The 25716-nt window shown below is 50.6% G+C and carries 27 protein-coding genes; 13 read left to right on the top strand and 14 right to left on the bottom strand.

Features of this window, described 5'->3' with window-relative positions; genetic code table 11:
- Positions 1-127: 127 nt before the first annotated feature.
- The gene (locus tag H9644_RS01720) at positions 128-685 is read left to right on the top strand and encodes a YtfJ family protein (protein WP_064525852.1); all 558 of its coding nucleotides are present in this window, start codon (positions 128-130) and stop codon (positions 683-685) included.
- Here H9644_RS01720 and cysQ read toward each other — a convergent pair.
- The gene (gene cysQ / locus H9644_RS01725; RefSeq protein WP_064525851.1) at positions 675-1415 is read right to left on the bottom strand and encodes a 3'(2'),5'-bisphosphate nucleotidase CysQ; all 741 of its coding nucleotides are present in this window, start codon (positions 1413-1415) and stop codon (positions 675-677) included. The two genes, H9644_RS01720 and cysQ, sit on opposite strands and share 11 nt — an antisense overlap.
- A 171-nt stretch (positions 1416-1586) precedes the next feature.
- On the opposite strand from cysQ, the gene cpdB reads away from it, so the two are divergent.
- On the top strand, positions 1587-3530 hold the full coding sequence (gene cpdB / locus H9644_RS01730; RefSeq protein WP_191772847.1) for a 2',3'-cyclic-nucleotide 2'-phosphodiesterase: 1944 nt from the start codon (positions 1587-1589) through the stop codon (positions 3528-3530).
- Between the two features lie 129 nt (positions 3531-3659).
- On the opposite strand, the gene H9644_RS01735 is transcribed toward cpdB, so the two are convergent.
- Positions 3660-4040, bottom strand: a complete 381-nt coding sequence (locus H9644_RS01735; protein WP_191772849.1) for a winged helix-turn-helix transcriptional regulator — start codon at positions 4038-4040, stop codon at positions 3660-3662.
- An 88-nt stretch (positions 4041-4128) separates the two neighbouring features.
- Here H9644_RS01735 and qorB point away from each other — a divergent pair, with 88 nt between their 5' ends.
- From qorB to ytfE, 3 genes are all read left to right on the top strand, one after another.
- Complete coding sequence (qorB, locus tag H9644_RS01740; RefSeq protein WP_191772851.1) at positions 4129-4989, top strand: NAD(P)H:quinone oxidoreductase; 861 nt, start codon at positions 4129-4131, stop codon at positions 4987-4989.
- Between the two features lie 108 nt (positions 4990-5097).
- Entirely contained in the window at positions 5098-6063 is a 966-nt protein-coding gene (locus tag H9644_RS01745) for a DMT family transporter (RefSeq protein WP_191773007.1), read from the top strand.
- A gap of 107 nt (positions 6064-6170) precedes the next feature.
- Positions 6171-6833 carry an iron-sulfur cluster repair protein YtfE gene (ytfE, locus tag H9644_RS01750; protein ID WP_046082059.1) on the top strand — a complete coding sequence of 221 codons (663 nt, stop codon included), beginning with the start codon at positions 6171-6173 and terminating at the stop codon, positions 6831-6833.
- 58 nt (positions 6834-6891) lie between these two features.
- On the opposite strand, the gene H9644_RS01755 is transcribed toward ytfE, so the two are convergent.
- The 4 genes from H9644_RS01755 to fklB all read right to left on the bottom strand — a co-directional run bounded on the left by H9644_RS01755 (position 6892) and on the right by fklB (position 12184).
- Positions 6892-8412 (bottom strand): hypothetical protein, encoded by a 1521-nt coding sequence (locus H9644_RS01755; RefSeq protein ID WP_191772853.1) that lies wholly within the window; start codon positions 8410-8412, stop codon positions 6892-6894.
- Positions 8413-8444: 32 nt separating this feature from the next.
- The gene (locus H9644_RS01760; protein WP_191773009.1) at positions 8445-9602 is read right to left on the bottom strand and encodes a hypothetical protein; all 1158 of its coding nucleotides are present in this window, start codon (positions 9600-9602) and stop codon (positions 8445-8447) included.
- A gap of 256 nt (positions 9603-9858) precedes the next feature.
- Positions 9859-11262 carry a D-serine/D-alanine/glycine transporter gene (gene cycA, locus H9644_RS01765; RefSeq protein WP_191772855.1) on the bottom strand — a complete coding sequence of 468 codons (1404 nt, stop codon included), beginning with the start codon at positions 11260-11262 and terminating at the stop codon, positions 9859-9861.
- A gap of 301 nt (positions 11263-11563) precedes the next feature.
- Complete coding sequence (fklB, locus tag H9644_RS01770) at positions 11564-12184, bottom strand: FKBP-type peptidyl-prolyl cis-trans isomerase (protein ID WP_064525832.1); 621 nt, start codon at positions 12182-12184, stop codon at positions 11564-11566.
- Positions 12185-12401: 217 nt separating this feature from the next.
- On the opposite strand from fklB, the gene ytfB reads away from it, so the two are divergent.
- The gene (gene ytfB / locus H9644_RS01775; protein ID WP_064525830.1) at positions 12402-13040 is read left to right on the top strand and encodes a cell division protein YtfB; all 639 of its coding nucleotides are present in this window, start codon (positions 12402-12404) and stop codon (positions 13038-13040) included.
- Here the strand turns inward: ytfB and H9644_RS01780 are convergent.
- Positions 13024-13671 carry a TetR/AcrR family transcriptional regulator gene (locus H9644_RS01780; protein ID WP_191773011.1) on the bottom strand — a complete coding sequence of 216 codons (648 nt, stop codon included), beginning with the start codon at positions 13669-13671 and terminating at the stop codon, positions 13024-13026. The two genes, ytfB and H9644_RS01780, sit on opposite strands and share 17 nt — an antisense overlap.
- Before the next feature lie 210 nt (positions 13672-13881).
- Here H9644_RS01780 and H9644_RS01785 point away from each other — a divergent pair, with 210 nt between their 5' ends.
- The 6 genes from H9644_RS01785 (at position 13882) to H9644_RS01810 (ending at position 21301) form a co-directional block, all read left to right on the top strand.
- Entirely contained in the window at positions 13882-14673 is a 792-nt protein-coding gene (locus H9644_RS01785; RefSeq protein WP_064525826.1) for a 3-ketoacyl-ACP reductase, read from the top strand.
- Positions 14674-14682: 9 nt separating this feature from the next.
- Positions 14683-15525 carry a sugar phosphate isomerase/epimerase family protein gene (locus H9644_RS01790; RefSeq protein WP_191772857.1) on the top strand — a complete coding sequence of 281 codons (843 nt, stop codon included), beginning with the start codon at positions 14683-14685 and terminating at the stop codon, positions 15523-15525.
- Positions 15526-15534: 9 nt separating this feature from the next.
- Positions 15535-16311 carry an enoyl-CoA hydratase/isomerase family protein gene (locus H9644_RS01795; RefSeq protein WP_105289493.1) on the top strand — a complete coding sequence of 259 codons (777 nt, stop codon included), beginning with the start codon at positions 15535-15537 and terminating at the stop codon, positions 16309-16311.
- Positions 16312-16320: 9 nt separating this feature from the next.
- Positions 16321-17862 carry an acyl CoA:acetate/3-ketoacid CoA transferase gene (locus tag H9644_RS01800; protein ID WP_191772859.1) on the top strand — a complete coding sequence of 514 codons (1542 nt, stop codon included), beginning with the start codon at positions 16321-16323 and terminating at the stop codon, positions 17860-17862.
- Complete coding sequence (locus tag H9644_RS01805; RefSeq protein WP_191772861.1) at positions 17859-19931, top strand: FAD-dependent oxidoreductase; 2073 nt, start codon at positions 17859-17861, stop codon at positions 19929-19931. The genes H9644_RS01800 and H9644_RS01805 overlap by 4 nt, the downstream gene beginning before the upstream one ends.
- 92 nt (positions 19932-20023) lie before the next feature.
- Positions 20024-21301: an MFS transporter gene (locus tag H9644_RS01810; protein ID WP_191772863.1), complete on the top strand. Its 1278-nt coding sequence runs from the start codon at positions 20024-20026 to the stop codon at positions 21299-21301.
- 102 nt (positions 21302-21403) lie between these two features.
- Here H9644_RS01810 and rplI read toward each other — a convergent pair whose 3' ends face one another.
- The 4 genes from rplI to rpsF are packed head-to-tail and all read right to left on the bottom strand — an operon-like array spanning position 21404 to position 22843.
- Positions 21404-21853, bottom strand: a complete 450-nt coding sequence (rplI, locus tag H9644_RS01815; protein ID WP_001196062.1) for a 50S ribosomal protein L9 — start codon at positions 21851-21853, stop codon at positions 21404-21406.
- 41 nt (positions 21854-21894) lie between these two features.
- Positions 21895-22122 (bottom strand): 30S ribosomal protein S18, encoded by a 228-nt coding sequence (gene rpsR, locus H9644_RS01820; protein WP_000135199.1) that lies wholly within the window; start codon positions 22120-22122, stop codon positions 21895-21897.
- A 4-nt stretch (positions 22123-22126) separates the two neighbouring features.
- Positions 22127-22441, bottom strand: a complete 315-nt coding sequence (gene priB / locus H9644_RS01825; protein WP_064525818.1) for a primosomal replication protein N — start codon at positions 22439-22441, stop codon at positions 22127-22129.
- 6 nt (positions 22442-22447) lie between these two features.
- The gene (gene rpsF / locus H9644_RS01830) at positions 22448-22843 is read right to left on the bottom strand and encodes a 30S ribosomal protein S6 (protein ID WP_001216676.1); all 396 of its coding nucleotides are present in this window, start codon (positions 22841-22843) and stop codon (positions 22448-22450) included.
- 326 nt (positions 22844-23169) lie between these two features.
- On the opposite strand from rpsF, the gene yjfY reads away from it, so the two are divergent.
- Positions 23170-23445 (top strand): DUF1471 family protein YjfY, encoded by a 276-nt coding sequence (gene yjfY, locus H9644_RS01835; protein WP_000492914.1) that lies wholly within the window; start codon positions 23170-23172, stop codon positions 23443-23445.
- Between the two features lie 73 nt (positions 23446-23518).
- On the opposite strand, the gene H9644_RS01840 is transcribed toward yjfY, so the two are convergent.
- The 3 genes from H9644_RS01840 to ulaE form a co-directional block, all read right to left on the bottom strand.
- Positions 23519-24070: a YagU family protein gene (locus H9644_RS01840; RefSeq protein WP_191772865.1), complete on the bottom strand. Its 552-nt coding sequence runs from the start codon at positions 24068-24070 to the stop codon at positions 23519-23521.
- Positions 24071-24166: 96 nt separating this feature from the next.
- The gene (gene ulaF / locus H9644_RS01845; protein WP_064525814.1) at positions 24167-24853 is read right to left on the bottom strand and encodes an L-ribulose-5-phosphate 4-epimerase UlaF; all 687 of its coding nucleotides are present in this window, start codon (positions 24851-24853) and stop codon (positions 24167-24169) included.
- Positions 24853-25707, bottom strand: coding sequence for an L-ribulose-5-phosphate 3-epimerase UlaE (ulaE, locus tag H9644_RS01850; RefSeq protein WP_064525813.1), 855 nt, complete (start codon positions 25705-25707; stop codon positions 24853-24855). Before ulaE ends, ulaF begins: the two co-directional genes overlap by 1 nt.
- Between the last annotated feature and the right edge of the window lie 9 nt (positions 25708-25716).

The following is a 25716-nucleotide window of genomic DNA, read 5'->3' on the forward strand; positions in this document are numbered from 1 at the left end:
TTCATATGATTTGTGCGCTTGTCCGCAAACTGGCATCACACTTGCGGGATTTTCGATAAATAGCACATATGATTAAAAGTCAGACCCAAGTGGTCGGATCACCTGCATATCATAAGAAGGAAACACCATGACTCTACGCAAGATTCTGGCCCTCACCTGCCTGCTGCTGCCGATGATGGCCTCCGCACATCAGTTCGAAACCGGCCAGCGAGTACCGCCGATTGGCATTACCGATCGTGGCGAGTTGGTGCTTGATAAAGATCAGTTTAGCTACAAAACCTGGAACAGCGCGCAGTTAGCGGGAAAAGTACGAGTGCTACAACATATTGCCGGTCGCACGTCAGCCAAAGAGAAAAACGCGACGCTGATAGAAGCGATTAAATCGGCGAAGTTGCCGCACGATCGCTACCAGACCACCACCATTGTCAATACTGATGACGCCATTCCGGGTTCCGGCATGTTTGTACGCAGCAGTCTGGAAAGCAATAAAAAGCTTTATCCATGGTCACAGTTTATTGTCGATAGCAACGGCGTCGCGCGCGGCGCCTGGCAGTTGGATGAAGAGAGTTCTGCCATAGCAGTGCTCGATAAAGACGGCCGCGTGCAATGGGCGAAGGACGGGGCGCTCACCCAGGAAGAGGTGCAGCAAGTAATGGACTTGCTGCATAAGTTGCTCAATAAATAGAAACTCTGAATCCTGGATTCAGGAACGATTCACGCGGGGTATAATCCAGCGGTTTACCCTGCCAATCGTGAACGTGCGCTCCGGCTGCGGCAGCAACAGCGTGGCCGGCGGCAGTGTCCCAAATATTGGTGGGTCCGAAACGCGGGTAGAGCTGCGCCTGCCCTTCCGCCACCAGACAGAATTTCAGCGAAGAGCCAATGGACGTCGTCTGATGTTCGCCAAGCTGTTGCAGATACTCTTTCAGCTCTGCATCCGCATGGGAACGGCTGATAACCACCAGTGGCGGGCGAGCATCGCGAACCTGAATCTGCTTGCGCACGCCGTACTCTTCTTTCCAGGCTTTGCCTTCTGCCGCGCTGTACATTACGTTCATGACTGGCGCATACACCACACCTAAAATCGGTTTGCCGTGGTCAATAAGCGCAATATTAACGGTGAATTCGCCGTTACGTTTAATAAACTCTTTAGTGCCATCCAGCGGGTCCACCAGCCAGTAACGCTGCCAGTGTTGACGGATTTCCCAGCCGGGAGGATCTTCTTCAGACAGAACCGGAATATCCGGCGTCAGCGTACGTAAACCGTCCATGATGACGGTATGCGCGGCAATGTCCGCCGCCGTCACCGGTGAGTTATCCGCTTTGTTGACGACGTCCATCGGCTTTGTCCCGTCGTAGACCTGCATAATGGCATCGCCCGCAATCCGAGCGAGTTGACATACTTGTTCTAACATTCTCCACCTCTTTTGTTTCAGTGGTGTTAACTCGTTGTTTTACTTATACCCTATCGTTAAAGAATCCGCCAACTGTGATGGCGTCATCGTTTCCTGATTTATTATTTATGGCATCCTTCAACGCTCTGTATGAAAGACGTTTCATCTACTCGTTCATAAAAGGATGCCCAGATGGTTAAGTTTAGTGCAACGCTCCTTGCTACGCTGATTGCCGCCAGCGTGAATGCGGCGACAGTCGATCTCCGCATAATGGAAACCTCTGATTTGCATAGCAATATGATGGATTTCGATTACTACAAAGATTCCGCCACAGAAAAATTCGGACTGGTTCGTACTGCAAGTTTGATTAACGATGCTCGCAATGAAGTAAAAAACAGCGTGCTGGTCGATAACGGCGATTTGATTCAGGGGAGTCCGCTGGCAGATTACATGTCAGCGAAAGGCTTAAAAGCAGGTGAAATCCATCCGGTCTATAAGGCGTTGAATACGCTGGATTATACGGTTGGCACGCTTGGCAACCATGAATTTAACTATGGCCTGGATTACCTGAAAAATGCGCTGGCAGGGGCGAAATTCCCTTATATAAACGCCAACGTCATTGATGCTAAAACCAAACAGCCGATGCTTACGCCGTATTTAATTAAAGACACCGAAGTGGTCGATAAAGACGGGAACAAACAGACGCTGAAGATTGGCTACATCGGCGTCGTGCCTCCGCAGATTATGAGCTGGGATAAAGCCAATTTATCCGGCAAAGTCACCGTTAACGATATTACTGAAACAGTGCGCAAGTACGTTCCAGAAATGCACGAGAAAGGGGCCGATGTTGTTGTCGTTCTGGCTCATTCTGGTTTGTCTGCCGATCCGTATAAAGTGATGGCGGAAAACTCGGTTTATTATCTCAGTGAAATTCCGGGCGTTGACGCCATTATGTTTGGCCATGCTCACGCTGTCTTCCCGAGTAAAGATTTTGCCGATATTAAAGGCGCGGATATTACCAAAGGTACGCTGAACGGCGTTCCGGCGGTAATGCCTGGCATGTGGGGCGATCATCTCGGCGTGGTCGATCTGCAACTCAATAATGACAGCGGGAAATGGCAGGTAACGCAGGCGAAAGCGGAAGCACGGCCTATTTACGATATCGCCAATAAAAAATCCCTCGCAGCGGAAGACAGCAAGCTGGTAGAAACGCTAAAGGCCGATCACGATGCCACACGCCAGTTTGTCAGCAAACCGATCGGGAAATCTGCCGACAACATGTATAGCTATCTGGCGCTGGTACAGGACGATCCGACCGTGCAGGTGGTGAACAACGCACAAAAAGCGTATGTCGAACATTACATCCAGGGCGATCCGAATCTGGTAAAACTGCCCGTGCTCTCTGCTGCCGCACCGTTTAAAGTCGGAGGGCGTAAGAACGACCCTGCCAGCTATGTCGAAGTGGAAAAAGGCCAGTTGACCTTCCGCAATGCCGCCGATCTCTATCTCTATCCCAATACGCTTATCGTGGTGAAAGCCAGCGGTAAAGAGGTGAAAGAGTGGCTGGAGTGCTCCGCCGGGCAGTTTAATCAGATAGACCCCAATAGCACTCAACCACAGTCGTTGATCAACTGGGATGGTTTCCGCACCTATAACTTTGACGTTATTGATGGTGTGAGTTATCAGATTGATGTTACCCAGCCAGCCCGCTATGACGGCGAATGTCAGGTGGTTAATGCCAATGCGGAAAGGATTAAGAACCTGACCTTTAACGGTAAACCGATTGATCCGAACGCGATGTTCCTCGTTGCCACCAATAACTATCGTGCCTACGGTGGCAAATTTGCCGGTACGGGCGACAGCCATATCGCTTTTGCTTCACCGGATGAGAACCGCTCGGTACTGGCAGCGTGGATTGCTGAAGAGTCGAAGCGTGCGGGGGAAATCCACCCGGCGGCAGATAACAACTGGCGTTTAGCACCGATTGCTGGCGATAAGAAACTGGATATCCGTTTCGAAACATCTCCGTCAGATAAAGCCGCTACGTTTATTAAAGAGAAAGGGCAGTATCCGATGAATAAAGTCGCGACCGATGATATCGGGTTTGCGATTTATCAGGTGGATTTGAGTAAGTAATATATTTCTTTTTCAGCCTACAAATCATCAACCGCGTCCGGCACTTATTGTCGGATGCGATGCTGTCGCATCTTATCCGACCTACAGGCCATAAACCGTAGGTCGGATAAGCGCAGCGCATCCGGCAAGTTACGCCGCACGTTCATCCCGCACCGCCAGCACCTCTGGCAAATTCAACTCAATCCAGTCCGCCAGTGCAGCAACCTTTTCGCTCACCTGCTCACCCAGCGGGGTAAGACTATATTCCACATGCGGCGGCACCACCGGATACGCGATACGGTTAACAAAACCATCCTGCTCCAGCGCCTGTAATGACTGCGCAAGCATCTTTTCGCTCACTCCGCCCATTTTACGCCGTAGGTCGCTAAAGCGATGAGTGCCTTCGCGCAGCGCCACCAAAATCAATACTCCCCAACGGCTGGTGACGTGTTTCAACACCTCGCGCGACGGACACTGTTCAGCGAAGAGATTTCCCTCTTTCAGCTGTTGCGACAGACTTACCTGACTCATTTCATACTTACCTTTTTGTGCGTACTTACTAAAAGTAAGTTTAGGTGGTAGCGTATTTAAACACAAGACAAATCGATGGAGACTTCCCATGATCGCTATTACCGGCGCAACCGGCCAACTTGGTCACTATGTAATTGAATCCCTGGTGAAAACCGTTCCTGCCAGCCAAATAGTGGCTATCGCACGTAATCCGGAAAAAGCCCATGCTTTGAGCGCACAAGGCATTAACGTGCGTCAGGCTGACTACGGCGATGAAGCCGCACTGACATCTGCGCTACAGGGCGTGGAAAAACTGCTGCTGATCTCTTCCAGCGAAGTGGGACAGCGTGCCCCACAGCATCGTAATGTGATTAATGCAGCAAAGGCGGCTGGCGTGAAATTTATCGCCTACACCAGCCTGTTACATGCGGACACCTCCCCGCTCGGCCTGGCTGCTGAACATATCGAGACGGAGAAAATGCTGGCTGATTCTGGCATCGCTTACACCCTGCTGCGCAACGGCTGGTACACCGAAAACTACCTCGCCAGCGCCCCGGCAGCACTGGAGCACGGTGTATTTATTGGTGCGGCGGGCGATGGCAAAATTGCCTCAGCGACACGTGCAGATTATGCCGCCGCTGCCGCGCGCGTGATTAGCGAGGCAGGCCACGAAGGTAAAGTCTATGAGCTGGCGGGCGACAACGCCTGGACGCTGACACATTTAGCGGCAGAGCTGACCAAACAGAGCGGCAAACCAGTTACCTATCAAAACCTGAGCGAAGCCGATTTCGCCGCAGCGCTGAAAAGCGTCGGACTGCCTGCCGGGCTGGCGGAAATGTTGGCTGATTCTGACGTTGGCGCCTCGAAAGGCGGTCTGTTTGATGACAGCAAAACACTCAGTACGCTTATTGGTCGCCCAACAACAACGTTAGCCGAAAGCGTAAGCAATCTTTTTAATGTTAATAACTAGTTAATTAAAGTGGCATCCTCCCGCATCCTCTCTGATAATGACGGGATGCCGGGAGCAACCATGTCTGCTTCCTGAATATTTCTTCTGACAGACCAATGGATGCCAGTGATGATTAGCGGCGTGCTGTACGCCCTGTTAGCAGGGTTGATGTGGGGGCTTATTTTTGTCGGGCCGTTGATCGTCCCGGAATACCCGGCAATGTTGCAGTCGATGGGGCGCTATCTGGCGTTAGGTCTAATCGCTCTGCCAATTGCATGGCTGGGACGTGTGCGTCTGCGTCAGTTGGCACGCCGCGACTGGTATACCGCCTTGATACTCACCATGATGGGCAACCTGATTTATTATTTTTGCCTTGCCAGTGCCATTCAGCGTACCGGCGCGCCTGTTTCCACGATGATTATCGGCACCCTGCCAGTGGTTATCCCCGTCTTCGCCAATCTGCTGTATAGCCAGCGTGACGGCAAACTCGCATGGGGAAAACTCGCCCCGGCGCTGGTTTGTATTGGCATCGGCCTGGCGTGTGTGAATATTGCTGAGTTAAACCACGGACTCCCCAACTTTGACTGGGCGCATTACACCTCGGGGATCGTGCTGGCATTAGTTTCCGTAGTCTGCTGGGCGTGGTATGCCCTGCGCAACGCCCGCTGGCTGCGGGAAAACCCAGACAAACATCCAATGATGTGGGCGACGGCCCAGGCGCTGGTCACGCTGCCGGTTTCGCTTCTCGGCTATCTCGTCGCTTGTTACTGGCTGAATACGCAAACGGCGGACTTCTCTCTACCTTTTGGCCCCCGTCCGCTGGTATTTATTAGCCTGATGATTGCTATCGCCGTGCTTTGCTCATGGGTCGGCGCACTTTGCTGGAACATCGCCAGCCAGCGATTACCGACGGTGATTCTCGGGCCACTGATTGTTTTCGAAACGCTGGCAGGTTTGCTGTACACCTTTTTACTCCGCCAGCAAATGCCGCCGTTGATGACGCTGGGCGGTATCGCACTGTTAGTGGTCGGCGTGGTCATTGCGGTCAGAGCAAAACCGGAAAAACCTTTAATTGAACCTGTCTCTGAAAGTTGACACGCTGGCAGTGAATTAAATAATCCTCTGCTACGTAAGGGTTATAGCTTTTGCCTTAAAGATGCATTTAAAATACATCTTATCTTATTAAGAATGAGGTATCAGCTATGGCTTATCGCGACCAACCTTTAGGTGAACTGGCGCTCTCTATTCCTCGCGCTTCGGCTCTGTTTCGTCAATATGATATGGATTACTGCTGCGGCGGTAAGCAGACGCTGGCGCGCGCAGCGGCACGTAAAGAGCTGGATGTTGAGGTCATTGAAGCCGAACTGGCAAAGCTTGCTGAACAGCCGATTGAGAAAGACTGGCGTAGCGCGCCGCTGGCAGAAATCATCGACCATATCATCGTGCGCTACCACGATCGTCACCGCGAACAACTGCCGGAACTGATTCTGCAAGCCACCAAAGTCGAGCGCGTTCACGCCGACAAACCGAGCGTGCCAAAAGGGCTGACAAAATACCTGACCATGCTGCATGAAGAGCTTTCCAGCCACATGATGAAAGAAGAGCAAATTCTCTTCCCGATGATTAAACAAGGCATGGGTAGCCAGGCAATGGGGCCAATCAGCGTGATGGAAAGCGAGCACGATGAAGCGGGCGAACTATTGGAAGTGATTAAACACACTACCAATAATGTCACACCGCCGCCGGAAGCCTGCACCACCTGGAAAGCGATGTATAACGGCATTAATGAACTGATTGATGACCTGATGGAGCACATCAGTCTGGAAAACAATGTACTATTCCCGCGCGCGCTGGCGGGTGAGTGATTTGTTCGACCAACGCACCTGGTTTACACAATCAGGTGCGTTTTCATATTACATTGCGTTATTCACCACTCTGGAGCAATCTTTTATATCTACTGGTCTGGAAAAATTCATTATTCAGCCAATAATAAGTTCCTTCAACGGTCATTAAGTCGCCATGCTCACTAATATAAGCCTTATTCATATCCCGGGTTTCATTACGCCGCCGCCCACCATTTACCAAAGCATCATCAAGAAAATAGATATATTTATCATCATGTGCAAAAGTATCAGATACCTTCCCTCCGGGCGTTTTAAACCATGTTAATTTTCCTTTAAGTTCAAAGGTTGTAATCGTACCACCACCGATAAAATACATATATTTATCGTCATACGCTAAACGTTTCGACAATTCACCGTCAGCATTTTTAAACCACATCCAATGTCCATTAATATCAAAAATAGTCACATCATCGCGCGCGATGAAATAAACTTTATTACCTATAATATTAACGCCTTCCTGTAATTCTTGTTGCGGGTCCGGTAAATGAATAACCGACAGTGTTTTTTCGACTGCAGAAACATACTTCACCAGATAGAGCGAATCTTGATATTGCGCCACATTCCCCGTCAGCGGGCGAAAATATTCCGGATCAACATCAGGAATGGTCGCTACCCGGCAGTCATTGCCGCGCCGGGAAGCATCTCGCGTCAACCATGTTACTTTATCCCGCTGTAGGTCAAACGTACTCCGGCAATCTTTACCGAACGCATAACGTTTCTCCCCGTCTTTATCGCGATAAATCAGCAGTGATCCGGCTATCCAGCGCACAATATGAAAGGTATCCGGATCGGCGTTAATGGCATCTCCGTTCACAAAGACCTGCGATTTTGTCCGCCAGATTGTATCCCAGGGTCCCGGACTACTTTCGCTTTCGCAGCTATTAGGTGAATAAATAATGGGACGACGGGTCCAGGGTTTAATGTCAAGAATAGAATACCCTTGCGCACTACCTAACCAGCGCCCCTGAAAGTAAAGATTGCGACGATCTTTCAGCACATCCGCGGAATCAATTGAATTCATCCTCCCCCCCACCTGTTGCAGCGAATCCATATCGACCTGCTTTTCGCCGTAATTATCATCCGTGCGTTCGCCATCAAAATAGAGGCTGTCTTTATCGGCAGCAAAACGCCCCCATGCGCGGAATGTTGCGGCATCGACTTTCGGTGTTCCCTGCGGGTTCTGAACTATTTTCCCTGCCCATAAAATATGGCGGCCATCAGTCAACCAGTCGAAACGCCAGCCACCGTTGGTTCTGATATAAGCGCCACCATCCACCCGCACAAAATCATTATTGATATCATCAGGAGAATCATATTCATCATCAGTGCCGTTGGGTACGCGGCGAAGTTGCTTAAACTTCACCTGCGGTAAATGAATATCCGGGAAATAGAGTCCGTAACCGTCACTATCTTCAACGATATATTTTGTTCCTTGCCCCCACGGTTGGTAGTAAAACGCAGCAGTAGGCACACCAGAGCAGGCTAGTGAGGTGGTTGAAAATAAAGCCAGTGCGAGACAAACGGGTTTAATTGGCAACATAGCGTCATCCTGAAGCTGTTAGTGTGAAGAGGTTATTTAAATAAGGGTTTAAGCCCGCTCGGGGGTTGCTTCACCGATGACCATCCTCCCACACCCAGGTTATAACGCAGCCATTCACCTTGTTGGGTATGCTTTTCCTCTCTTTCCATCGATTGTTGAGCGTAAAGCTGCCCGTCTGGAGATATATACGTTTTATTTAATCTCCAGCTGCCACCTGCTTCAAGTGAGTCGGAGAGGTCCTCCGGCTTGAGATGAATCAACTCCCCTTCTCCCAGGGCGTTGGCTGTGACTTTATAAATTTGGTTTTTATATAAACCGATATTCCGAACAAACAGATAAAAATATTCCGGATCAACTCCCGCCAGTGTTTCATAAATACACTCACTGCCCGCTGGAGTGGCTTCATGTTTGAGCCAGGAAACGTTATTCAGACCAATATTAAAAGGTGCACAGCGATAGCCAACATCTTCAAGCTCATAGTCATGCTCGCCGCTTTTATCGCGATAAATCAACCGTTCGCCAGGCATCCAACGTTTAATCTGAAAGGTTTTGCGATCGGCAGACAGTGGCTTGCCATTAACAATCACCTGCGAATTTGTCAGCACAACAAATTGCAGGGCTGAATCATGCCGCAGGATTTGAAATCCATCGGCATGGCCCAGCCAGCGACCTTTATGCCAGAGGCTATTTTTATCACGCAGTAAATTCCAGATTTCTGTCTCTTCCAGCGTAGACATATCCACCTGCTTATCACCGCTATTATCATCGGTACGCTGGCCATCAAAATAGATACTGCGTTTATCGGCAGCGAAAGCGCCAAATGCCTGAAAAGTGGCGGCATCGACATTAGGTTTACCGGATGGATTTTTCAGGACTTTGCCAGCCCAAAGAACAGAGCGTCCATCGGTGAGCCAGGTATGCTGGCAATCCCCCTCATCATCGCAGTCGAACTTATCGGGATTAAAATCGGACAGTAACCGGGTTTCGTTTTTATTAGCTAAATTGGCAATGCGCCAAAGGCGGGAAAAATTAATATCCGGTAATTTGGAGAGGATCTCATCTTTTTTCCCCTTCTGTTCGGCAACGTAAACCGTGCCTTTATTCTGCTGGCGGTAATAAAAATCTGCGCCCCAGGAAGGTGAAATGGAGAGCGGTAATGCGGCGATTAATAACCAACTGCGCTTAACCATAGTGAACTCTGCAATAAGCGGCAAAGATTCACAGTAAGCCCGCGCCTGAAGGCTGTCTATGACGGTAGGTTTTTTTAGGAATGTATAAAGACAAAGGAGATGCTGACAACGTGGGCTTTGTTCATGCCGGATGCGGCGTAAACGCCTTATCCGGCCTACAAAAACACGCAAATTCAATATATTGCAGAGCTCCCGTAGGCCTGATAAGCATAGCACATCAGGCAATTTTGCAGCCTGAAAGGCCCCCGTAGGTGCCTTACTTCGCCATGCGTTTTTTACCAATAAACAACCAGCCCAGCCCCAGTACAATAAACCACAACGGGGTAACCAGCAGCGCCTGGCGGGTGTCATCTTCCAGCGTCAACAACACCAGAACAAACACAAAGAACGCCATACATACCCAGCACATCAGCTTGCCGAGCGGCATCTTATAGATCGATTTTTCATGCAGGTGCGGACGCTGTTTGCGGTACACCAGGTACGAACAAAGGATAATCGTCCAGACGAACATAAACAGAATCGCGGAAACAGTCGTGATCATCGTGAACGCGCCAATCACGCTTGGATTCACATACAACATCACCACGCCGCCGAGCAGACAGATACAAGAGAAGGTCAGTCCTTTCGCCGGAACCGCGCGCTTAGAGAGTTTAGCGAACGCTTTCGGCGCCACACCTTCCTGCGCCAGACCAAACAGCATACGGCTGGTAGAGAAGACGCCACTGTTAGCGGAAGAAGCGGCAGAGGTCAGTACCACAAAGTTAATCACGCTTGCCGCCGCAGGCAGCCCCACCAGCACAAACAGTTCAACAAATGGGCTTTTCTCCGCAACCACCGAACTCCACGGCGTCACGGACATAATCACAATCAGCGCAAAGACATAGAACATAATGATGCGGATCGGAATGGAGTTAATTGCGCGCGGCAGTGATTTCTCCGGATCTTTCGTTTCCGCAGCAGTAGTACCTACCAGCTCAATCCCCACGAAAGCGAAAACCGCTATCTGGAATCCGGCAAAGAAGCCGCTTAAGCCTTTCGGGAACCAGCCGCCGTCATTCCACAAATGGGCAAATGACGCTTCAACACCAGTCGGTGACTGGAAGTGCATCATCACCATGATCAGACCGACAACAATCAGCGACACGATGGCGACGATTTTGATCATCGCGAACCAGAACTCCATCTCACCGAACATTTTCACGGTAGCGAGGTTTAGAACCAGCAACAGTATGATCACCGACAGCGACGCCACCCAGTCGGAAAGCCCCGGGAACCAGAACTGCGCGTAAGCGGTAATAGCGACAACATCCGCCATACCGGTAACTACCCAACAGAACCAATAAGTCCAGCCGGTGAAATATCCTGCCCACGGACCCAGCAGATCGGAAGCGAAGTCACTAAAAGATTTGTATTCCAGATTCGAAAGCAGCAATTCCCCCATTGCCCGCATCACGAAAAAGAGCATAAAACCGATGATCATATAAACGAAAATGATCGACGGCCCAGCAAGACTGATTGTTTTACCGGATCCCATAAACAACCCTGTACCAATGGCGCCGCCAATGGCAATAAGCTGAATATGTCGGTTTGTGAGATTGCGCCGTAGCGACTGTTCAGCCGGAGCCTGATCATCGGCAACGACTTTTACCTGATCTACCATGTTTTTTCTTCCTGTCTGTGTTGTTCAGGCTCTGCGGCCTTTTGTCAGTCTATGATACGACGAATCCGTATCGGGACTCATCGATATTAGGTAACAATACGCGGGATGAATACTAAGATTTAGATCTAATGTTAATTTTATGTTTAAACTGAGTGTCATATCACGGTGATAACGCGAAACAGTTCACAAAAATACACGCTTACGGGGTGTTTGCAACACAAAATATCGCCGATTGGCAAACTGAAGGGTTTATTGCTAAATGCCTGCTCCCCTCTGGCTCGAGGGGAACAGAATACGCTGCTTAGAGGATTTCCAGCAGCTCGACTTCAAACACCAGGGTGCTGAACGGAGGAATGGACGCGCCAGCGCCGCGCTCGCCATAGGCCAGTTCCTGCGGGATAGTCAGTTCCCACTTAGAACCTACCGGCATCAGAGTCAGTGCTTCAATCCAGCCTGGGATCACGCCGTTCACCGGGAATTCAGCCGGTTCGCCACGGGCAACAGAGCTGTCAAATACAGTGCCGTCGATCAATTTACCGGTGTAATGGACGCGAACGCGGTCGGTACGGGCAGGAATTGCGCCTTCGCCCTGGTTAATCACGCGGAATTGCAGGCCGGACTCGGTGCTGTTCACGCCCTCTTTTTTAGCGTTTTCTTCAAGATATTTAACACCTTCAGCAGCCATCGACTGGAAACGCTGACGACGAACAGCATCGGCACGTTCATGGATTTCACGCAGCGCGCGGTGCACCACATCAACCGGAACAGCCGGATGTTTGCCTTCCAGCGCGTCGGCAATACCTGCAACCAGCGCTTCTGGCAGCAGTCCTTCCAGGCCAGATTCACTCAGTTGCTGCCCTACCTGCAAACCAATGCCGTAGCTAGCTTGCGCTTCGATGGTGTCAAAAGTTGGGGTGGTCATCTTATTTCCTTCCTCAGGGTATAAAGTAACGGGCAGCATATCAGCCACACTTCCTTGGGTAAAACTTTGTCGCGAGAGTGATGACAAATCCCGGGGAAAAAGAAACAATAGCAATATCCCGTATGAATATAATAAAGGCGGGTTTACCACGGACATCATAGCGTTAGCTTATTCATAGGCTATGATTGAGGAACAAGACGCGGAGCAGGAGGAAACCATGCCCGGGCGCTTTGAACTAAAACCAACCCTGGAGAAGGTCTGGCACGCGCCGGACAACTTTCGCTTCATGGATCCGCTACCGCCGATGCATCGTCGGGGGATTATTATTGCCGCCATTATTTTGGTGGTCGGTTTTCTGCTTCCGTCTGAGGATGCTACCGACTCCCCCGTCGTGACGCGTGAAGCGCAGCTGGATATTCAGTCGCAATCTCAGCCGCCAACGGAAGAACAACTGCGGGCGCAATTAGTTACCCCACAAAATGATCCTGATCAGGTGGCTCCGGTCGCCCCTGAACCGATACAGGAAGGCCAGCCGGAAGATCAGCCACAAACTTCTCAAACGCAACCTTTCCAGCCAGATAGCGGAATTGATAATCAGTGGCGCTCTTATCGTGTCGAACCGGGTAAAACGATGGCGCAGCTGTTCCGCGACCACGGACTCCCCGCTACCGATGTCTATGCGATGGCGCAGGTAGAAGGCGCGGGCAAGCCGCTAAGTAATTTGCAAAATGGGCAATTAGTACAAATCCGCCAGAACGCCAGCGGCGTAGTGACGGGCTTAACCATTGATACGGGGAATAACCAACAGGTTCTGTTTACCCGCCAGCCAGATGGCAGTTTTATCCGCGCGCGGTAGATGAAGGGTCAACGAGAAGCCAGCTAAGGATCGTCTCTTTGATGACCTTACGTCTGGCTTCCAGCGCCTGCGGTGAAACCATACTGATGTGATAAACCAGGCCAAGCGTATGCTGGTTAATCAAATAATATCCTCCAAGCGCGGCAATATTGATATTCACCTGCAACGGGTCGATATCTGGCTTAAAAATATTACGTTTCTTCCCTTCAGCCAATAACGATTCCATTAACTGCAAGTGCGCGTGGTTAATTTCCTGAAGATGCTGTGATTTTGCATAGTGCACACCTTTGCTTTGGTTTTCACTATGCACAACTTTTAAAAACCAGGGGTTAGAAATATAATAATCCCAGGTAAAGTCGATGATTTTTTCAATTGCTTTTTGTGGAGGAAGACCTGAAACATCAAGGGATTTTTCTTTTTGTCGAATATCGTTCCAGGTGTATTCTAGCACTTCGATAAATAAATTTTCTTTATTACCAAAATGGTGATAAACCGTCTGTTTACTACACCCCGCAGCCTTCACAATATTATCGACTCTGGCCCCTTCATAACCATATTCGGCAAATTCATTAACCGCGCATAATAATAGTTTTTCCTTCAGGCTTTGTACGTTGCTGGTATCAAGATACATAACGCTTCCCCATCTCCTCTTCATGAGGTCTATCATAACCTGATTTGATTTCAGCTCCAGAAAAAAGGGCAAAAACTCGTACTTTCATCAGGTTATCAAATGTCCTGTGATCATTATCGCAAATCAACCAACCAGATGGTTGATCTTTCTTTCCGCACGTCGCAAGCTAATCGTCACTTAGGGAAATAATATTCAAAAGAGGGTTATTGTATGAAGTCCACTCGTTCTGTTGCCGTCATCACCGGAGCCGCACGTGGTATTGGAAAGGGCTGTGCGCTGGAGCTTGCTCGTAGTGGGTTTAACCTGCTGATTAACGATCGCCCCGATGCCGACAGCGTAGAAAAATTACATGCCACGCAACAGGAATGTATGGCGGAAGGCGTGGAAGTCATTTGCTTCCCTGCCGATGTTGGCGATCTATCCCTGCATGAAGAGATGCTCGATGCAGCGCAAAACCAGTGGGGACGTCTGGACTGCCTGCTCAATAACGCCGGAATTTCGGTGAAAAAGCGTGGTGATATTCTCGACCTGGAGCCAGACAGCTTCGACGACAACATTGCCATCAATACCCGCGCGCCATTCTTCCTCGCCCAGGCATTCAGTAAACGTCTGCTCGCACAACCAAAACCGGAAGCGGAGCTACCACACCGCTCGATTATTTTTGTCAGCTCAATCAACGCCATCATGCTGGCGATGAATCGCGGCGAATACACCATTGCCAAAACGGCAGTATCTGCTGCCGCCCGTCTGTTTGCCGCTCGCCTGTGCAACGAACAAATTGGCGTTTATGAAATCCGCCCAGGTTTAATCAAAACCGATATGACTATTCCGGCAACCGCCTATTACGATGAATTGATTGCCAAAGGGTTGGTACCGTGGGGCCGTTGGGGCTTTCCACAGGATATCGCCTCCACCGTACGCGCAATGGCGGAAGGTAAGCTGATTTATACCTGTGGTCAGGCGGTCGCTATCGACGGCGGCTTAAGTATGCCGCGCTTCTGAGGCTGAACCATGAGAGATCTGTTACAACGCCCTGATTTATTAAGCATTAATACCGCGACGCTAGGTTATAAAACGCCGCTGCCCGCCATTATTGATGCCTGTGCCGCACGCGGTATCGGCGCGATCGCCCCCTGGCGCAGAGAGTTGCAGGGCGAAGATCTCCAGCAGATCGCCCGCCAACTCACCGCCAGTAACATGCGTGTTTCGGGTTTGTGCCGCAGTACGTACTACACCGCGCCAACACTGGCGGAGCGCAAGCTGGCGGTTGACGATAACCGCCGGGCGCTGGACGGTGCCGCCGAGCTTAACGCCGCCTGTTATATGCAGGTGGTCGGCGGACTGCCAACGGGTACAAAAGATCTGTATGAGGCGCGAGAACAGGTGAAACAAGGGATCCGCCAGTTGCTGCCACATTCGAAAGAAGTTGGCGTGCCGATTGCACTGGAGCCGCTGCACCCGATGACCGCCGCCGATCGATCCTGTCTGTGCACGTTACGCCAGGCGCTGGACTGGTGCGATGAACTCGATCCCGATGGCGAATTTGGCCTCGGCGTCGCGGTAGATGTCTACCATGTCTGGTGGGATCCGGATCTGGCCAGCCAGATCCTGCGCGCCGGAAAACGTATTCTCGCGTTTCATGTTTCCGACTGGCTGGTGCCGACCACCGATTTAGTCAATGACCGGGGAATGCCGGGAGATGGTGTAATCAATATTCCGTCAATTCGTCGACTGGTTGAAAACGCCGGATTTAATGGTGCTATTGAACTGGAAATATTCTCACCGTACTGGTGGCAGCAAGATATTAACAGCACGCTGGATATTAGCGTCGATCGCATTGCGCATTATTGTTAAGGAATAATCATGAGTGACCAACCCGTTCTGTTCAGCAGAGCGGCGGCTTCTTGCCGCCTGACATTGAACCGTGAAGATAAATGTCATGCTATTAACGAAGAGATGATTGAATCTCTCGACCATTATTTAAATGAAATTGAAAACGACACGGCATTACGATTAGTCGAATTAACCGCTACTGGTGATAAATTCTTTTGTGCAGGCGGCGATATTAAATCGTGGTCAGCCTATTCGCCATTAGATATGGGCAGAAAATGGATTAAACGCGGTAACGAGGTTTTTAATCGTCTGCGCAACTTACCCCAATTAACGGTTGCGAATCTCAACGGTCATACCATCGGCGGCGGTATTGAACTTGCCTTGTGCTGCGATATTCGTATCGCTCGCCCCCACGCGAAATTCTCTAATCCTGAAGTAATCCTCGGCATGGTGCCTGGCTGGATGGGCATTGAACGCGTGCTTAATCAGGTTGGCCCGGTGGTCGGTCGTCAGATGCTGATGCTGGGTAAACGCCTGACGGCGCAGGAAGCTCAGGCAGCGAATTTAATTGATGAAGTGGTGGAAAAAGAACAGGTGGAAAGCTGGATGGCGAACCAGTTCACCCAGCTGGAAAAATGTGGTCCAGTGGCGCTGGCGCACATTAAACAACTGATTCTGGCGCTGGAAAATAAACACGCCGATTACTCACACCAGTTACTGGCAGGGTTAATGTCTGCTACTCAGGATTGCCAGCAGGCGACACGCGCATTTGCCGAAAAAGGTAGTGTTAGCTTTCATAATCAATAAGGAAATTGTATGCGTAAGATATCAACCGCCGAGGCACTGGCGGCGCAAATTCAGGACGGGGCAACCATTGCTATTAGCGGTAACGGCGGCGGAATGGTGGAAGCCGACCATATTATGGCTGCCATTGAAGCGCGTTTCCTGCAAACCGGACACCCTCGCGACCTGACGCTAATCCACTCTCTGGGCATTGGCGATCGCGACAGTAAAGGCACAAACCGCTTCGCTCATGCAGATATGCTCAAACGCATAATTGCCGGACACTTTACCTGGTCGCCCAAAATGCAGGCGCTGGTAAAAAATAACACTATTGAAGCCTACTGCTTTCCTGGTGGCGTAATTCAGGCATTGCTGCGGGAAATCGGTGCCGGACGTCCGGGGCTTTTTACCCACGTTGGGCTGGGATCGTTTGTTGATCCACGCAATGGCGGCGGTAAGTCGAACGAATGCACCACCGAGGATCTGGTAGAACTGATTGAAATTGATGGCGAAACCAAACTCCGCTATCGCCCTTTCAAAGTGGACTATGCCATTTTGCGCGGCACCTATGCCGATCCGCGTGGCAACGTCAGCCTCGAAGAAGAAGCGATTGATATGGATAGCTATTCGATGGCGCTGGCAGCACACAACAGCGGCGGCAAAGTGTTTGTACAGGTGCGCGATGTACTGGAAGCTGGCGCCATTGAACCTCGCAAGGTCAAGCTGCCGGGGATTCTGGTCGATGGTATCGTTGAACACCGCGAACAACCACAAACCTATCTTGGCGGTTACGACCTGACCATCAGCGGTCAGCATCGCCGTCTGAGTTCTAACGACGCTATTGAACTGGTTAGCCATCCGGTACGTCGCCTGATTGCTCGCCGGGCAGCACGCGAACTGGTTGCCGGAGCTTCAACCAACTTTGGCTTTGGTATTCCGGGCGGTATTCCTGGAGTTGCGCTGCGCGAAGGCGTGCCTTACCAAAGTTTATGGCTAAGTGTTGAACAAGGCGTACATAACGGAATGATGCTGGATGATGCGTTTTTCGGCTGCGCCCGCAACGCCGATGCCATTATTCCATCACTCGATCAATTTGAGTTCTACAGTGGCGGTGGCATCGATATTACCTTCCTCGGCATGGGTGAGATGGATCAGCACGGCAACGTCAACGTTTCGCATCTCAACGGAAATCTGATCGGCCCCGGCGGCTTCCTCGAAATTGCACAAAACGCCCGTAAAGTGGTGTTCTGCGGTACGTTTGATGCCAAAGGCAGCAAGATTGATGTAACGCCAGATGGCTTGCATATCGCCCAGTCAGGTCAAATCCCTAAACTGGTTACCCAAGTGGAAAAAATCACTTTTAGCGCCGCCTACGCACAGCAAAGCGGTCAGGAAGTGCTGTACATCACCGAACGTGCGGTATTCCAGTTAACGGCAGAAGGCGTTGAATTAATTGAGATTGCTCCGGGCGTGGAGATTGACCGCGACATTCTGCCATATATGGCCTTCCGTCCGATTATCAGGCAACCACGTCTGATGGAAAGCAGCCTGTTTACGCCGATGGAGGGTGCATGAGCCAGCTTGATGACGCCATCCTCGAGGCGCTAACGCACGTCACTTTCCCGAAGGGTTTTGCGCAGGCAGAGCCAACCGTGGTTGTTGCGGTGGACGGTGTAGATTATCCACTCTGGCAAGTTGATGCACTGGTCGTTGGTAGCGGCGCGGCTGGACTGCGCGCTGCAGTAGAACTAAAGCGTCGTCAGCAAAATGTGCTGATTGCGACCGCCGGGTTATATATGGGAACGTCAGCGTGTTCTGGTTCCGATAAACAAACACTGTTTACCGCCGCTACTGCGGGCAACGGCGACAACTTCGCCAAACTGGCGGAAGCACTGGCGAGCGGCGGCGCGATGGATCACGACACCGCTTATGTCGAGGCGGTCGGTTCCCTGCACACCCTTGGCGGTCTGCAATATCTTGGTCTGGAATTACCAGAGGACCGCTATGGCGCAATTCTCCGTTATCAGACCGATCATGACGAAGCCGGACGCGCAACCTCGTGTGGGCCGCGTACTTCTCGTCTGATGGTGAAAGTATTGCTGGAGGAAGTGCAGCGTCTTGCAATTCCACTACTGACCAGTGCAACAGTAATTAAGCTGCTGCATCAACGCGGTGAGAATGGCGAAGATCGCGTTGCGGGGGCTATCCTCGCAACCGGTTCCCGCGCCCATAACCCGTGGGGGCTGGCAATTGTGACTGCGCCCAATGTAGTACTGGCAACGGGCGGACCGGGCGAGCTTTATCGCGACAGTGTTTATCCGCATAAATGCTTTGGCTCGCTGGGGCTGGCGCTGGAAGAAGGTTTGACGCTAACCAATCTGACCGAAAGCCAGTTTGGTATTGGCACGCCGCGCAGCACCTTTCCGTGGAATTTATCCGGCACCTATGTGCAGGTGATCCCGTATATCTATTCTGTGGATACAGAAGGCAACGAGTATAACTTCCTTGCGGATTACTATCGCACTACCCAGGAACTGGCTTCAAACATCTTCCGTAAGGGCTATCAGTGGCCGTTCCATGCCACGCGGGTGATGGATTTTGGCTCCAGCTTGTTAGATATGGCGGTGGCGCAGGAACAACAAGGTGGTCGCCAGGTTTTTATGGATTTCAAACGCAATCCTGAAGCAGTGCCTGGTGATTTGCCGTTCTCATTAGAGCGACTGGATGCCGACGTTCACGCGTATCTGGAAAATAACAGCGCCCTGGCGCCATCGCCCATCGAACGCCTGCAACGGATGAATCCGCTGTCTATCTCGCTGTATAAGATGCACGGTTACGATCTCACTGCGCAGCCTCTGCAGTTCGCCATGAACAATCAGCATATGAATGGCGGTATTGAAGTGGATGTCTGGGGGCAAACCTCCCTGCCCGGTTGCTTTGCGGTGGGAGAAGTAGCCGGAACTCACGGCGTTACCCGACCTGGCGGCGCGGCACTGAATGCCGGACAGGTTTTTGCAGTGCGTCTGGCGCGTTTTATTGGCTGCACACAAAAGCGGTCTGTTGATGGAGATATTGCAAAGCTGGCAGCCTCGCCGTTGTCTACCGTCAGAGAGATCATCACTCAGGCGCTGGCAAACGAAAATGGAATGGCGCTGGTAACGGTGAAAGAAAAAATTCAGGCGCGAATGTCTGATTACGCCGGATTTATTTGTCATGCCGATAAAGTTCGTCACGCCGCCCGTGACGCCCTGCTGTTAAGTGAGTTTGTGCAACAACACGGTTTGACCATCAACCATGTTGGCGAAATTGCCGAGCTATTTATGTGGCGGCATATGGCGCTAACGTCTGCAGCCGTTTTAACTCAACTCACACATTATATTGACGCAGGCGGTGGTAGCCGTGGGGCGCGGATGGTTATTGATCCACAAGGCGAATATCTACCACAAACTCGTCGCGGCGCAAAAGAAGAATGGCGTTTTCGCTCTGAACTCGCTGACGATAAAAATCACAAATTAACGATTCATTATTCACAAGACTCTTTTATTACTGAAGTGAAGTCTTTACGTGTGCTACCGCGTATTAATGGTATTTACTTTGAAAAAAACTGGCCAGATTTTCTAAAGGGAGAGATTTACACACAATAATTTTTAATATGTTCTCTGTGCCTAATTTTTATTAACTATTACACGGAATTACCAACAACCAGGGTTTATTAATATAATTAAAAGGTTTAAACATGAATAAAATAAAGAATTACCGGTGGCATATGATTGCCCTCGTATGCTTTATCACTGTAATCAATTATCTGGACAGAACGGCGTTAGGTATTGCGGCTCCAACTATTATGGAGACAACCGGAATAACTAAAGAGCAATATTCATGGATTGTCAGTGCATTCCAGTTGGCCTATACATTGGGTCAACCGATAATGGGTTTCTTTATTGATACCGTGGGTCTGAAGTTAAGTTTTGCGATATGTGCAGCAATCTGGGGCCTGGCGACAATGGGTCATGCACTTACCGGAACATGGTCAGGTCTGGCATTTATGCGCGCCCTGATGGGTTTCAGCGAAGCGTCGGCGATTCCGGCGGGTGTAAAAACCGCATCAACATGGTTCCCAGCAAAAGAACGTGGCGTGGCGACAGGTGTTTTCAATATGGGCACCTCACTTGGCGCGATGCTTGCACCACCGCTGATTGCCTGGTGCATTATGTTTCATAGCTGGCAATTTGCGTTTATTGTCTCTGGTAGCCTTGCTATGCTCGCGGCTTTATTTTGGTTCTTTTGTTATAAAGATCCAAAAGATGCCAAACGCCTTTCTGATGAAGAGCGCCACTATATTGAATCAGGACAAGAACAGCATCTTAAAACAGATAAGAAAGAAAAAACGTCAATCAAGCATATCCTCAGCCAACGTAATTTCTGGGGGATTGGCATCGCGCGTTTTCTCGCTGACCCGGCATGGGGAACAATTAACTTCTGGGTGCCGATTTTCTTTGTTGAAACGCTGCATTTTAGCCTGAAAGAAATCGCCATGTTCGTCTGGCTACCTTTCCTGCTGGGCGACCTTGGCTGTTTAGCCAGCGGTTTTGTGGCGAAGTTCTTCCACGATCGCGGCGTGAGTTTAATTAACTCGCGAAGAATTACCTTCACTATCGCTGCCGTCATTATGATGACGATTGGTCTGGTGAGTATTGTCGAAAATCCCTACATTGCCGTGTTACTGATTAGTATTGGCGCGTTCTCGCATCAATGCCTTTCTACTGTGGCAGCAACTCTGGGCGGCGATCTGTTCAAAAAAGACGAAGTGGCTACCGCAGTGGGTATGGCAGGGGCATGTGCGTGGAGCGGTCAGTTGATTTTCAACCTGTTCATCGGGGCATTCGTTCACATTATCGGCTTCGCGCCGTTCTTTATTGCCCTGGCTTTCTTTGACATTATTGGCGCCATTGCGTTGTGGACGCTTATCAAAGTAAAAGATGAAGAACCGCAAGTACAGTTAGCGACAAGCTAATTAATAGATATCAGAGCGTTATACTACCAGTTGTAACGCTTTCGCTATAAAAGCAAAACGCCGACCAATGGTCGGCGTTTTTACGTCTCGTTGAATAACGAATTATTCAGCTACTACGTTTACGATCACTTTCGCGAATACTTCGCTGTGAACCTGGAAGCTCACTTCGTGTTCGCCAGTGGTACGCAGAACGCCGTTCGGCAGACGAACTTCGCTCTTAGCCACTTCAACGCCAGCTGCAGTTACAGCGTCAGCGATGTCGCGAGTACCGATGGAACCGAACAGTTTACCTTCGTCGCCAGCTTTGGACGCGATGGTAACAGTTTCCAGTGCATTGATTTTCTCAGCGCGAGCGTTAGCTGCTGCCAGAACTTCAGCCAGTTTAGCTTCCAGTTCGGCGCGACGTGCTTCGAAGAATTCAATGTTTTTCTTGGTAGCTGGAACAGCTTTACCCTGCGGTACCAGGAAGTTACGAGCATAGCCCGCTTTAACGTTTACCTGATCACCCAGGCTACCCAGGTTTGCTACTTTATCAAGCAGAATAACTTGCATTACCTTATCCTCTCAAAGTCGTATTAATGGACCGTGACCGATTACTGATGGCGATCAGTGTACGGCAGCAGGGACAGGTAGCGAGCGCGTTTGATAGCGCGAGCCAGCTGACGCTGGTATTTTGCACGGGTACCGGTGATACGGCTTGGGACAATCTTACCGCTTTCGGTGATGTAGTTTTTCAGCGTAGCGATATCTTTATAGTCGATCTCTTGAACGCCTTCCGCGGTGAAACGGCAGAACTTGCGACGACGGAAATAACGTGCCATATGGCTAGTCTCCAGAATCTATCAATTCAATCTGCTCGGCATGCAAAACCATTTTGCTCAGACCGTTCTTTGCCTTGTGGCATGAAATGAACCCCTGAACGGTTATGCGACTGCCGACCGTTATACTGTGAGTAATGGCCTGGTTTTCGTGTCCGCTAACAATAACGGGCATTTGGCACCACGCCTGCCGGTGAAAACCGGCTTCCTCCTGCACAGAACGATGCTCAAGCACGAACTGGCAGTGAGGAATTCCTGATGGACTGACCTTTCGAAGGGGCATCCTGCACACGGTGCCGGACAACACCAGACGGTTGGTCATCAGAAATTACTCTTCAGAATCCCCAGCTTCAGCATCATCAGCGGTTTCGTTTGCGAAATCATCGCGACGCTCACGGCGCTCGTCTTTCGCTTTAACCATCGGAGATGCTTCGGTAACGGCGTGCTTAGTACGCATTACCATGCTACGGATAACGGCGTCGTTGAAGCGGAAGGTAGTTTCCAGCTCATCGATCACTTCCTGCGGCGCTTCAACGTTCATCAGAACGTAGTGAGCTTTGTGCAGTTTGTTGATCGGGTAAGCCAGCTGACGGCGGCCCCAGTCTTCCAGACGGTGGATCTTGCCTTCTGCACCAGTGATGGCAGCAGTGTAGCGCTCGATCATGCCCGGAACCTGTTCGCTCTGGTCAGGATGGACCATAAAAACGATTTCGTAATGACGCATCGAATTGCTCCTTACGGATTATTCAGCCTCCTGTCTGGGTCAACCGCAGCCCATGGAGGCAAGGAACGTGTTAAAGGGCGGCTGAAAAATGACGCGTTATAGTACTGGTATACCCCGCTAAACTCAAGGCCAGCCGACAAATAAATCTCATTTTTCGCCAAATCGTACTAACCCGCTGATTTGAAGTTCATCACATTCCATCACGATGTTTTTTTGAACAACTGCATCAGAAATGGTCACCATCAACTTCTTTATCATTGATTAAAATTAAAGCAGAAGATCATCACAGAGGAGAGCACACAAAGTCAGCCGTTGAGGAGGTATCTATGTTCAGCCGTGTTTTAGCCCTTCTGGCTGTGCTTTTGCTAAGTGCAAATACATGGGCAGCCATTGAAATTAATAACCACCAGGCCAGAAATATGGACGACGTACAGAGCTTAGGCGTGATTTATATCAATCATAACTTCGCCACCGAAAGTGAAGCTCGTCAGGCATTAAATGAAGAGACTGATGCGCAGGGCGCAACGTACTATCACGTGATTCTGATGCGGGAACCAGGGAGTAACGGCAACATGCACGCCAGCGCGGATATTTATCGCTAGCACCAGTATAACCAACGAAACATTGCCATAGTTAGCTTTGCCCCCTTCGCAGGGGGCTTTTTTACGCGGACATTCAACGAATAGCGACTTCCGGGTCCGGCTCATGAGTAATGCGATTACGTAAGTCGCGGCGCATTATTTCTATTATCCAGAACCAGAAAATATGCCCAAGAATTTCAGAGGCATATTCGTCAAAAGGCAATTGAGTGAGCGGCGGCGTTAAATTCAGCGTCGGACAAAATATGCCGTGAACTGCCACTGTCACAATAAGCCCTGCTAATATTCCCTGCCATAATTTCACTTTCGGGAAAATTTCCGCGACAACACAATACCCTATCGCAAAAACCAGTGAGAAGATGATGTGCGTTACCATTACCGGGTTGATGATATGTTCCGAAAATGTATACACCGTTTGTGTTGGGTCGATGCCTAAATAATCCCGTAAAAAGATATACGGCGGATTAAATTCATCACGACCACCGGAAAATGTGCGTGGCGGCAACGGAACTTCCGCACCCCATTTAACAAATGCTGAAATAATTCCTGAAAGTACACCCACAAGTAACGCCACGCCATAGCGGCGACGTTGCGGATCCGTTCTGAAAAACAATCCGTTGATAGCCATAAAAACACCTGCTGTTTATACGATTTTTTAACTGAAGCGGCCCCGGAATCAGACCAATTACATCCCGCAGGAGGTAATAATTCCGGGGCGCACTGCTTACTTCTGCCCGTAATAGGCGTTGGGCCCGTGCTTACGCATGAAGTGTTTATTCATCAGGTAGCTGTCGATGGGATTTAGCTGCGGGTTAATGCCGCGAGCAATCCACGCCATTTTCGCCACTTCTTCCATCACCACCGCGTTATGCACCGCGTCGTGGGCATCTTTACCCCAGGCAAATGGCCCGTGCTGGTACACCACAATACCCGGTGTATGTAGCGGCTCGGCATCACCCAGCGTTTCGATAATCACTTTGCCAGTGTTCAGTTCATACTCGCCCTGTACCTCTTCTTCGCTTAATCCGCGAGTACACGGAATATCGCCAAAGAAGTAGTCGGCGTGCGTGGTGCCTAACGCCGGGATCGCCAGCCCCGCCTGCGCCCATGCGGTGGCATGAGTAGAGTGGGTATGGACAATGCCGCCAAGCGACGGGTAACGACGGTAGAGTTCGAGATGCGTCGCAGTGTCGGAAGACGGACGATACTCCCCTTCCACCACCTTGCCGCTCATATCGACCACCACCATATCGTCTGCTTTCATGGTTTCGTAGGCGACGCCGCTGGGCTTGATCACCACCAGCCCGCGTTCGCGGTCAATGGCGCTGACGTTGCCCCAGGTAAAGGTCACCAGCCCGTAGCGCGGCAGATCCATGTTGGCTTCAAATACCTGCTGTTTCAGCTTTTGCATTATGCCGCCTCCACCATGCCTGCTTTAGCCATGCGCGCTTTCACCCAATCACGCGCTTTCGCCACTTCCGCCGCCGGGTCTTCCGCCGTTTCGCTCCACATCTCAATCAGGTAAGGCCCGCAATAGCCACTCTGTTTGAGCGTTTCGAAGCAACGTTCGAAATCCACCACACCTTCGCCAAACGGTACGTTTTTGAAGACGCCCGGTTTGGTGTCTTTCACATGCACCGCGACGATGTGCCCTATTCCGGCCTGCAATTCCATCTGCACGTCGTTGTCCCACGCCGACAGGTTGCCAATATCCGGGTAGAGCTGGAACCACGGGTTGTTGAGATAGTGCGCGTAACCCAGCGCCTTGCTGATAGAGTTCATCAACGGATAGTCCATGATCTCCATCGCCAGCGTGACCTGCGCCCGGCTTGCCATCTCAACGCTCTCTTTCAGCCCGTCACGGAAACGACGACGCGTTTCGTTATTGGCTTCCTGATAGTAAACGTCATAGCCCGCCAGTTGGATCACGCGAATGCCGACGTCCTGCGCGAACTGGATAGCTTTACGCATGATCTCCAGCCCCTGCGCCCGCACTGCGTCATCTTCACTCCCCAGAGGAAAACGACGATGAGCTGAAAGGCACATGGACGGCACGCGCACACCCGTTTCAACAATCGCGTTGACCAGCGCCAGACGTTGTTCACGGCTCCAGTCAAGGCGCGACAGGCGAGCGTCCGTTTCATCCACCGACATCTCGACAAAATCAAAACCCAACTCTTTCGCCAGTTGCAGCCGTTTCAACCAGCACTCCCCGGCAGGGAGTGCTTTTTCATAAATGCCGAGCGGGATCTGTTTGGACAGCATATCCGCTCC

Source organism: Escherichia whittamii (assembly GCF_014836715.1).
In the GTDB taxonomy this organism is placed as follows: Bacteria; Pseudomonadota; Gammaproteobacteria; order Enterobacterales; family Enterobacteriaceae; genus Escherichia; species Escherichia whittamii.

Coding starts and splice junctions, on each gene's coding strand:
- H9644_RS01720 (WP_064525852.1), top strand. CDS start 128: ATGACTCTACGCAAGATTCTGGCCCTCACCTGCCTGCTGCTGCCGATG.
- cysQ (WP_064525851.1), bottom strand. CDS start 1,415: ATGTTAGAACAAGTATGTCAACTCGCTCGGATTGCGGGCGATGCCATT.
- cpdB (WP_191772847.1), top strand. CDS start 1,587: ATGGTTAAGTTTAGTGCAACGCTCCTTGCTACGCTGATTGCCGCCAGC.
- H9644_RS01735 (WP_191772849.1), bottom strand. CDS start 4,040: ATGAGTCAGGTAAGTCTGTCGCAACAGCTGAAAGAGGGAAATCTCTTC.
- qorB (WP_191772851.1), top strand. CDS start 4,129: ATGATCGCTATTACCGGCGCAACCGGCCAACTTGGTCACTATGTAATT.
- H9644_RS01745 (WP_191773007.1), top strand. CDS start 5,098: ATGATTAGCGGCGTGCTGTACGCCCTGTTAGCAGGGTTGATGTGGGGG.
- ytfE (WP_046082059.1), top strand. CDS start 6,171: ATGGCTTATCGCGACCAACCTTTAGGTGAACTGGCGCTCTCTATTCCT.
- H9644_RS01755 (WP_191772853.1), bottom strand. CDS start 8,412: ATGTTGCCAATTAAACCCGTTTGTCTCGCACTGGCTTTATTTTCAACC.
- H9644_RS01760 (WP_191773009.1), bottom strand. CDS start 9,602: ATGGTTAAGCGCAGTTGGTTATTAATCGCCGCATTACCGCTCTCCATT.
- cycA (WP_191772855.1), bottom strand. CDS start 11,262: ATGGTAGATCAGGTAAAAGTCGTTGCCGATGATCAGGCTCCGGCTGAA.
- fklB (WP_064525832.1), bottom strand. CDS start 12,184: ATGACCACCCCAACTTTTGACACCATCGAAGCGCAAGCTAGCTACGGC.
- ytfB (WP_064525830.1), top strand. CDS start 12,402: ATGCCCGGGCGCTTTGAACTAAAACCAACCCTGGAGAAGGTCTGGCAC.
- H9644_RS01780 (WP_191773011.1), bottom strand. CDS start 13,671: ATGTATCTTGATACCAGCAACGTACAAAGCCTGAAGGAAAAACTATTA.
- H9644_RS01785 (WP_064525826.1), top strand. CDS start 13,882: ATGAAGTCCACTCGTTCTGTTGCCGTCATCACCGGAGCCGCACGTGGT.
- H9644_RS01790 (WP_191772857.1), top strand. CDS start 14,683: ATGAGAGATCTGTTACAACGCCCTGATTTATTAAGCATTAATACCGCG.
- H9644_RS01795 (WP_105289493.1), top strand. CDS start 15,535: ATGAGTGACCAACCCGTTCTGTTCAGCAGAGCGGCGGCTTCTTGCCGC.
- H9644_RS01800 (WP_191772859.1), top strand. CDS start 16,321: ATGCGTAAGATATCAACCGCCGAGGCACTGGCGGCGCAAATTCAGGAC.
- H9644_RS01805 (WP_191772861.1), top strand. CDS start 17,859: ATGAGCCAGCTTGATGACGCCATCCTCGAGGCGCTAACGCACGTCACT.
- H9644_RS01810 (WP_191772863.1), top strand. CDS start 20,024: ATGAATAAAATAAAGAATTACCGGTGGCATATGATTGCCCTCGTATGC.
- rplI (WP_001196062.1), bottom strand. CDS start 21,853: ATGCAAGTTATTCTGCTTGATAAAGTAGCAAACCTGGGTAGCCTGGGT.
- rpsR (WP_000135199.1), bottom strand. CDS start 22,122: ATGGCACGTTATTTCCGTCGTCGCAAGTTCTGCCGTTTCACCGCGGAA.
- priB (WP_064525818.1), bottom strand. CDS start 22,441: ATGACCAACCGTCTGGTGTTGTCCGGCACCGTGTGCAGGATGCCCCTT.
- rpsF (WP_001216676.1), bottom strand. CDS start 22,843: ATGCGTCATTACGAAATCGTTTTTATGGTCCATCCTGACCAGAGCGAA.
- yjfY (WP_000492914.1), top strand. CDS start 23,170: ATGTTCAGCCGTGTTTTAGCCCTTCTGGCTGTGCTTTTGCTAAGTGCA.
- H9644_RS01840 (WP_191772865.1), bottom strand. CDS start 24,070: ATGGCTATCAACGGATTGTTTTTCAGAACGGATCCGCAACGTCGCCGC.
- ulaF (WP_064525814.1), bottom strand. CDS start 24,853: ATGCAAAAGCTGAAACAGCAGGTATTTGAAGCCAACATGGATCTGCCG.
- ulaE (WP_064525813.1), bottom strand. CDS start 25,707: ATGCTGTCCAAACAGATCCCGCTCGGCATTTATGAAAAAGCACTCCCT.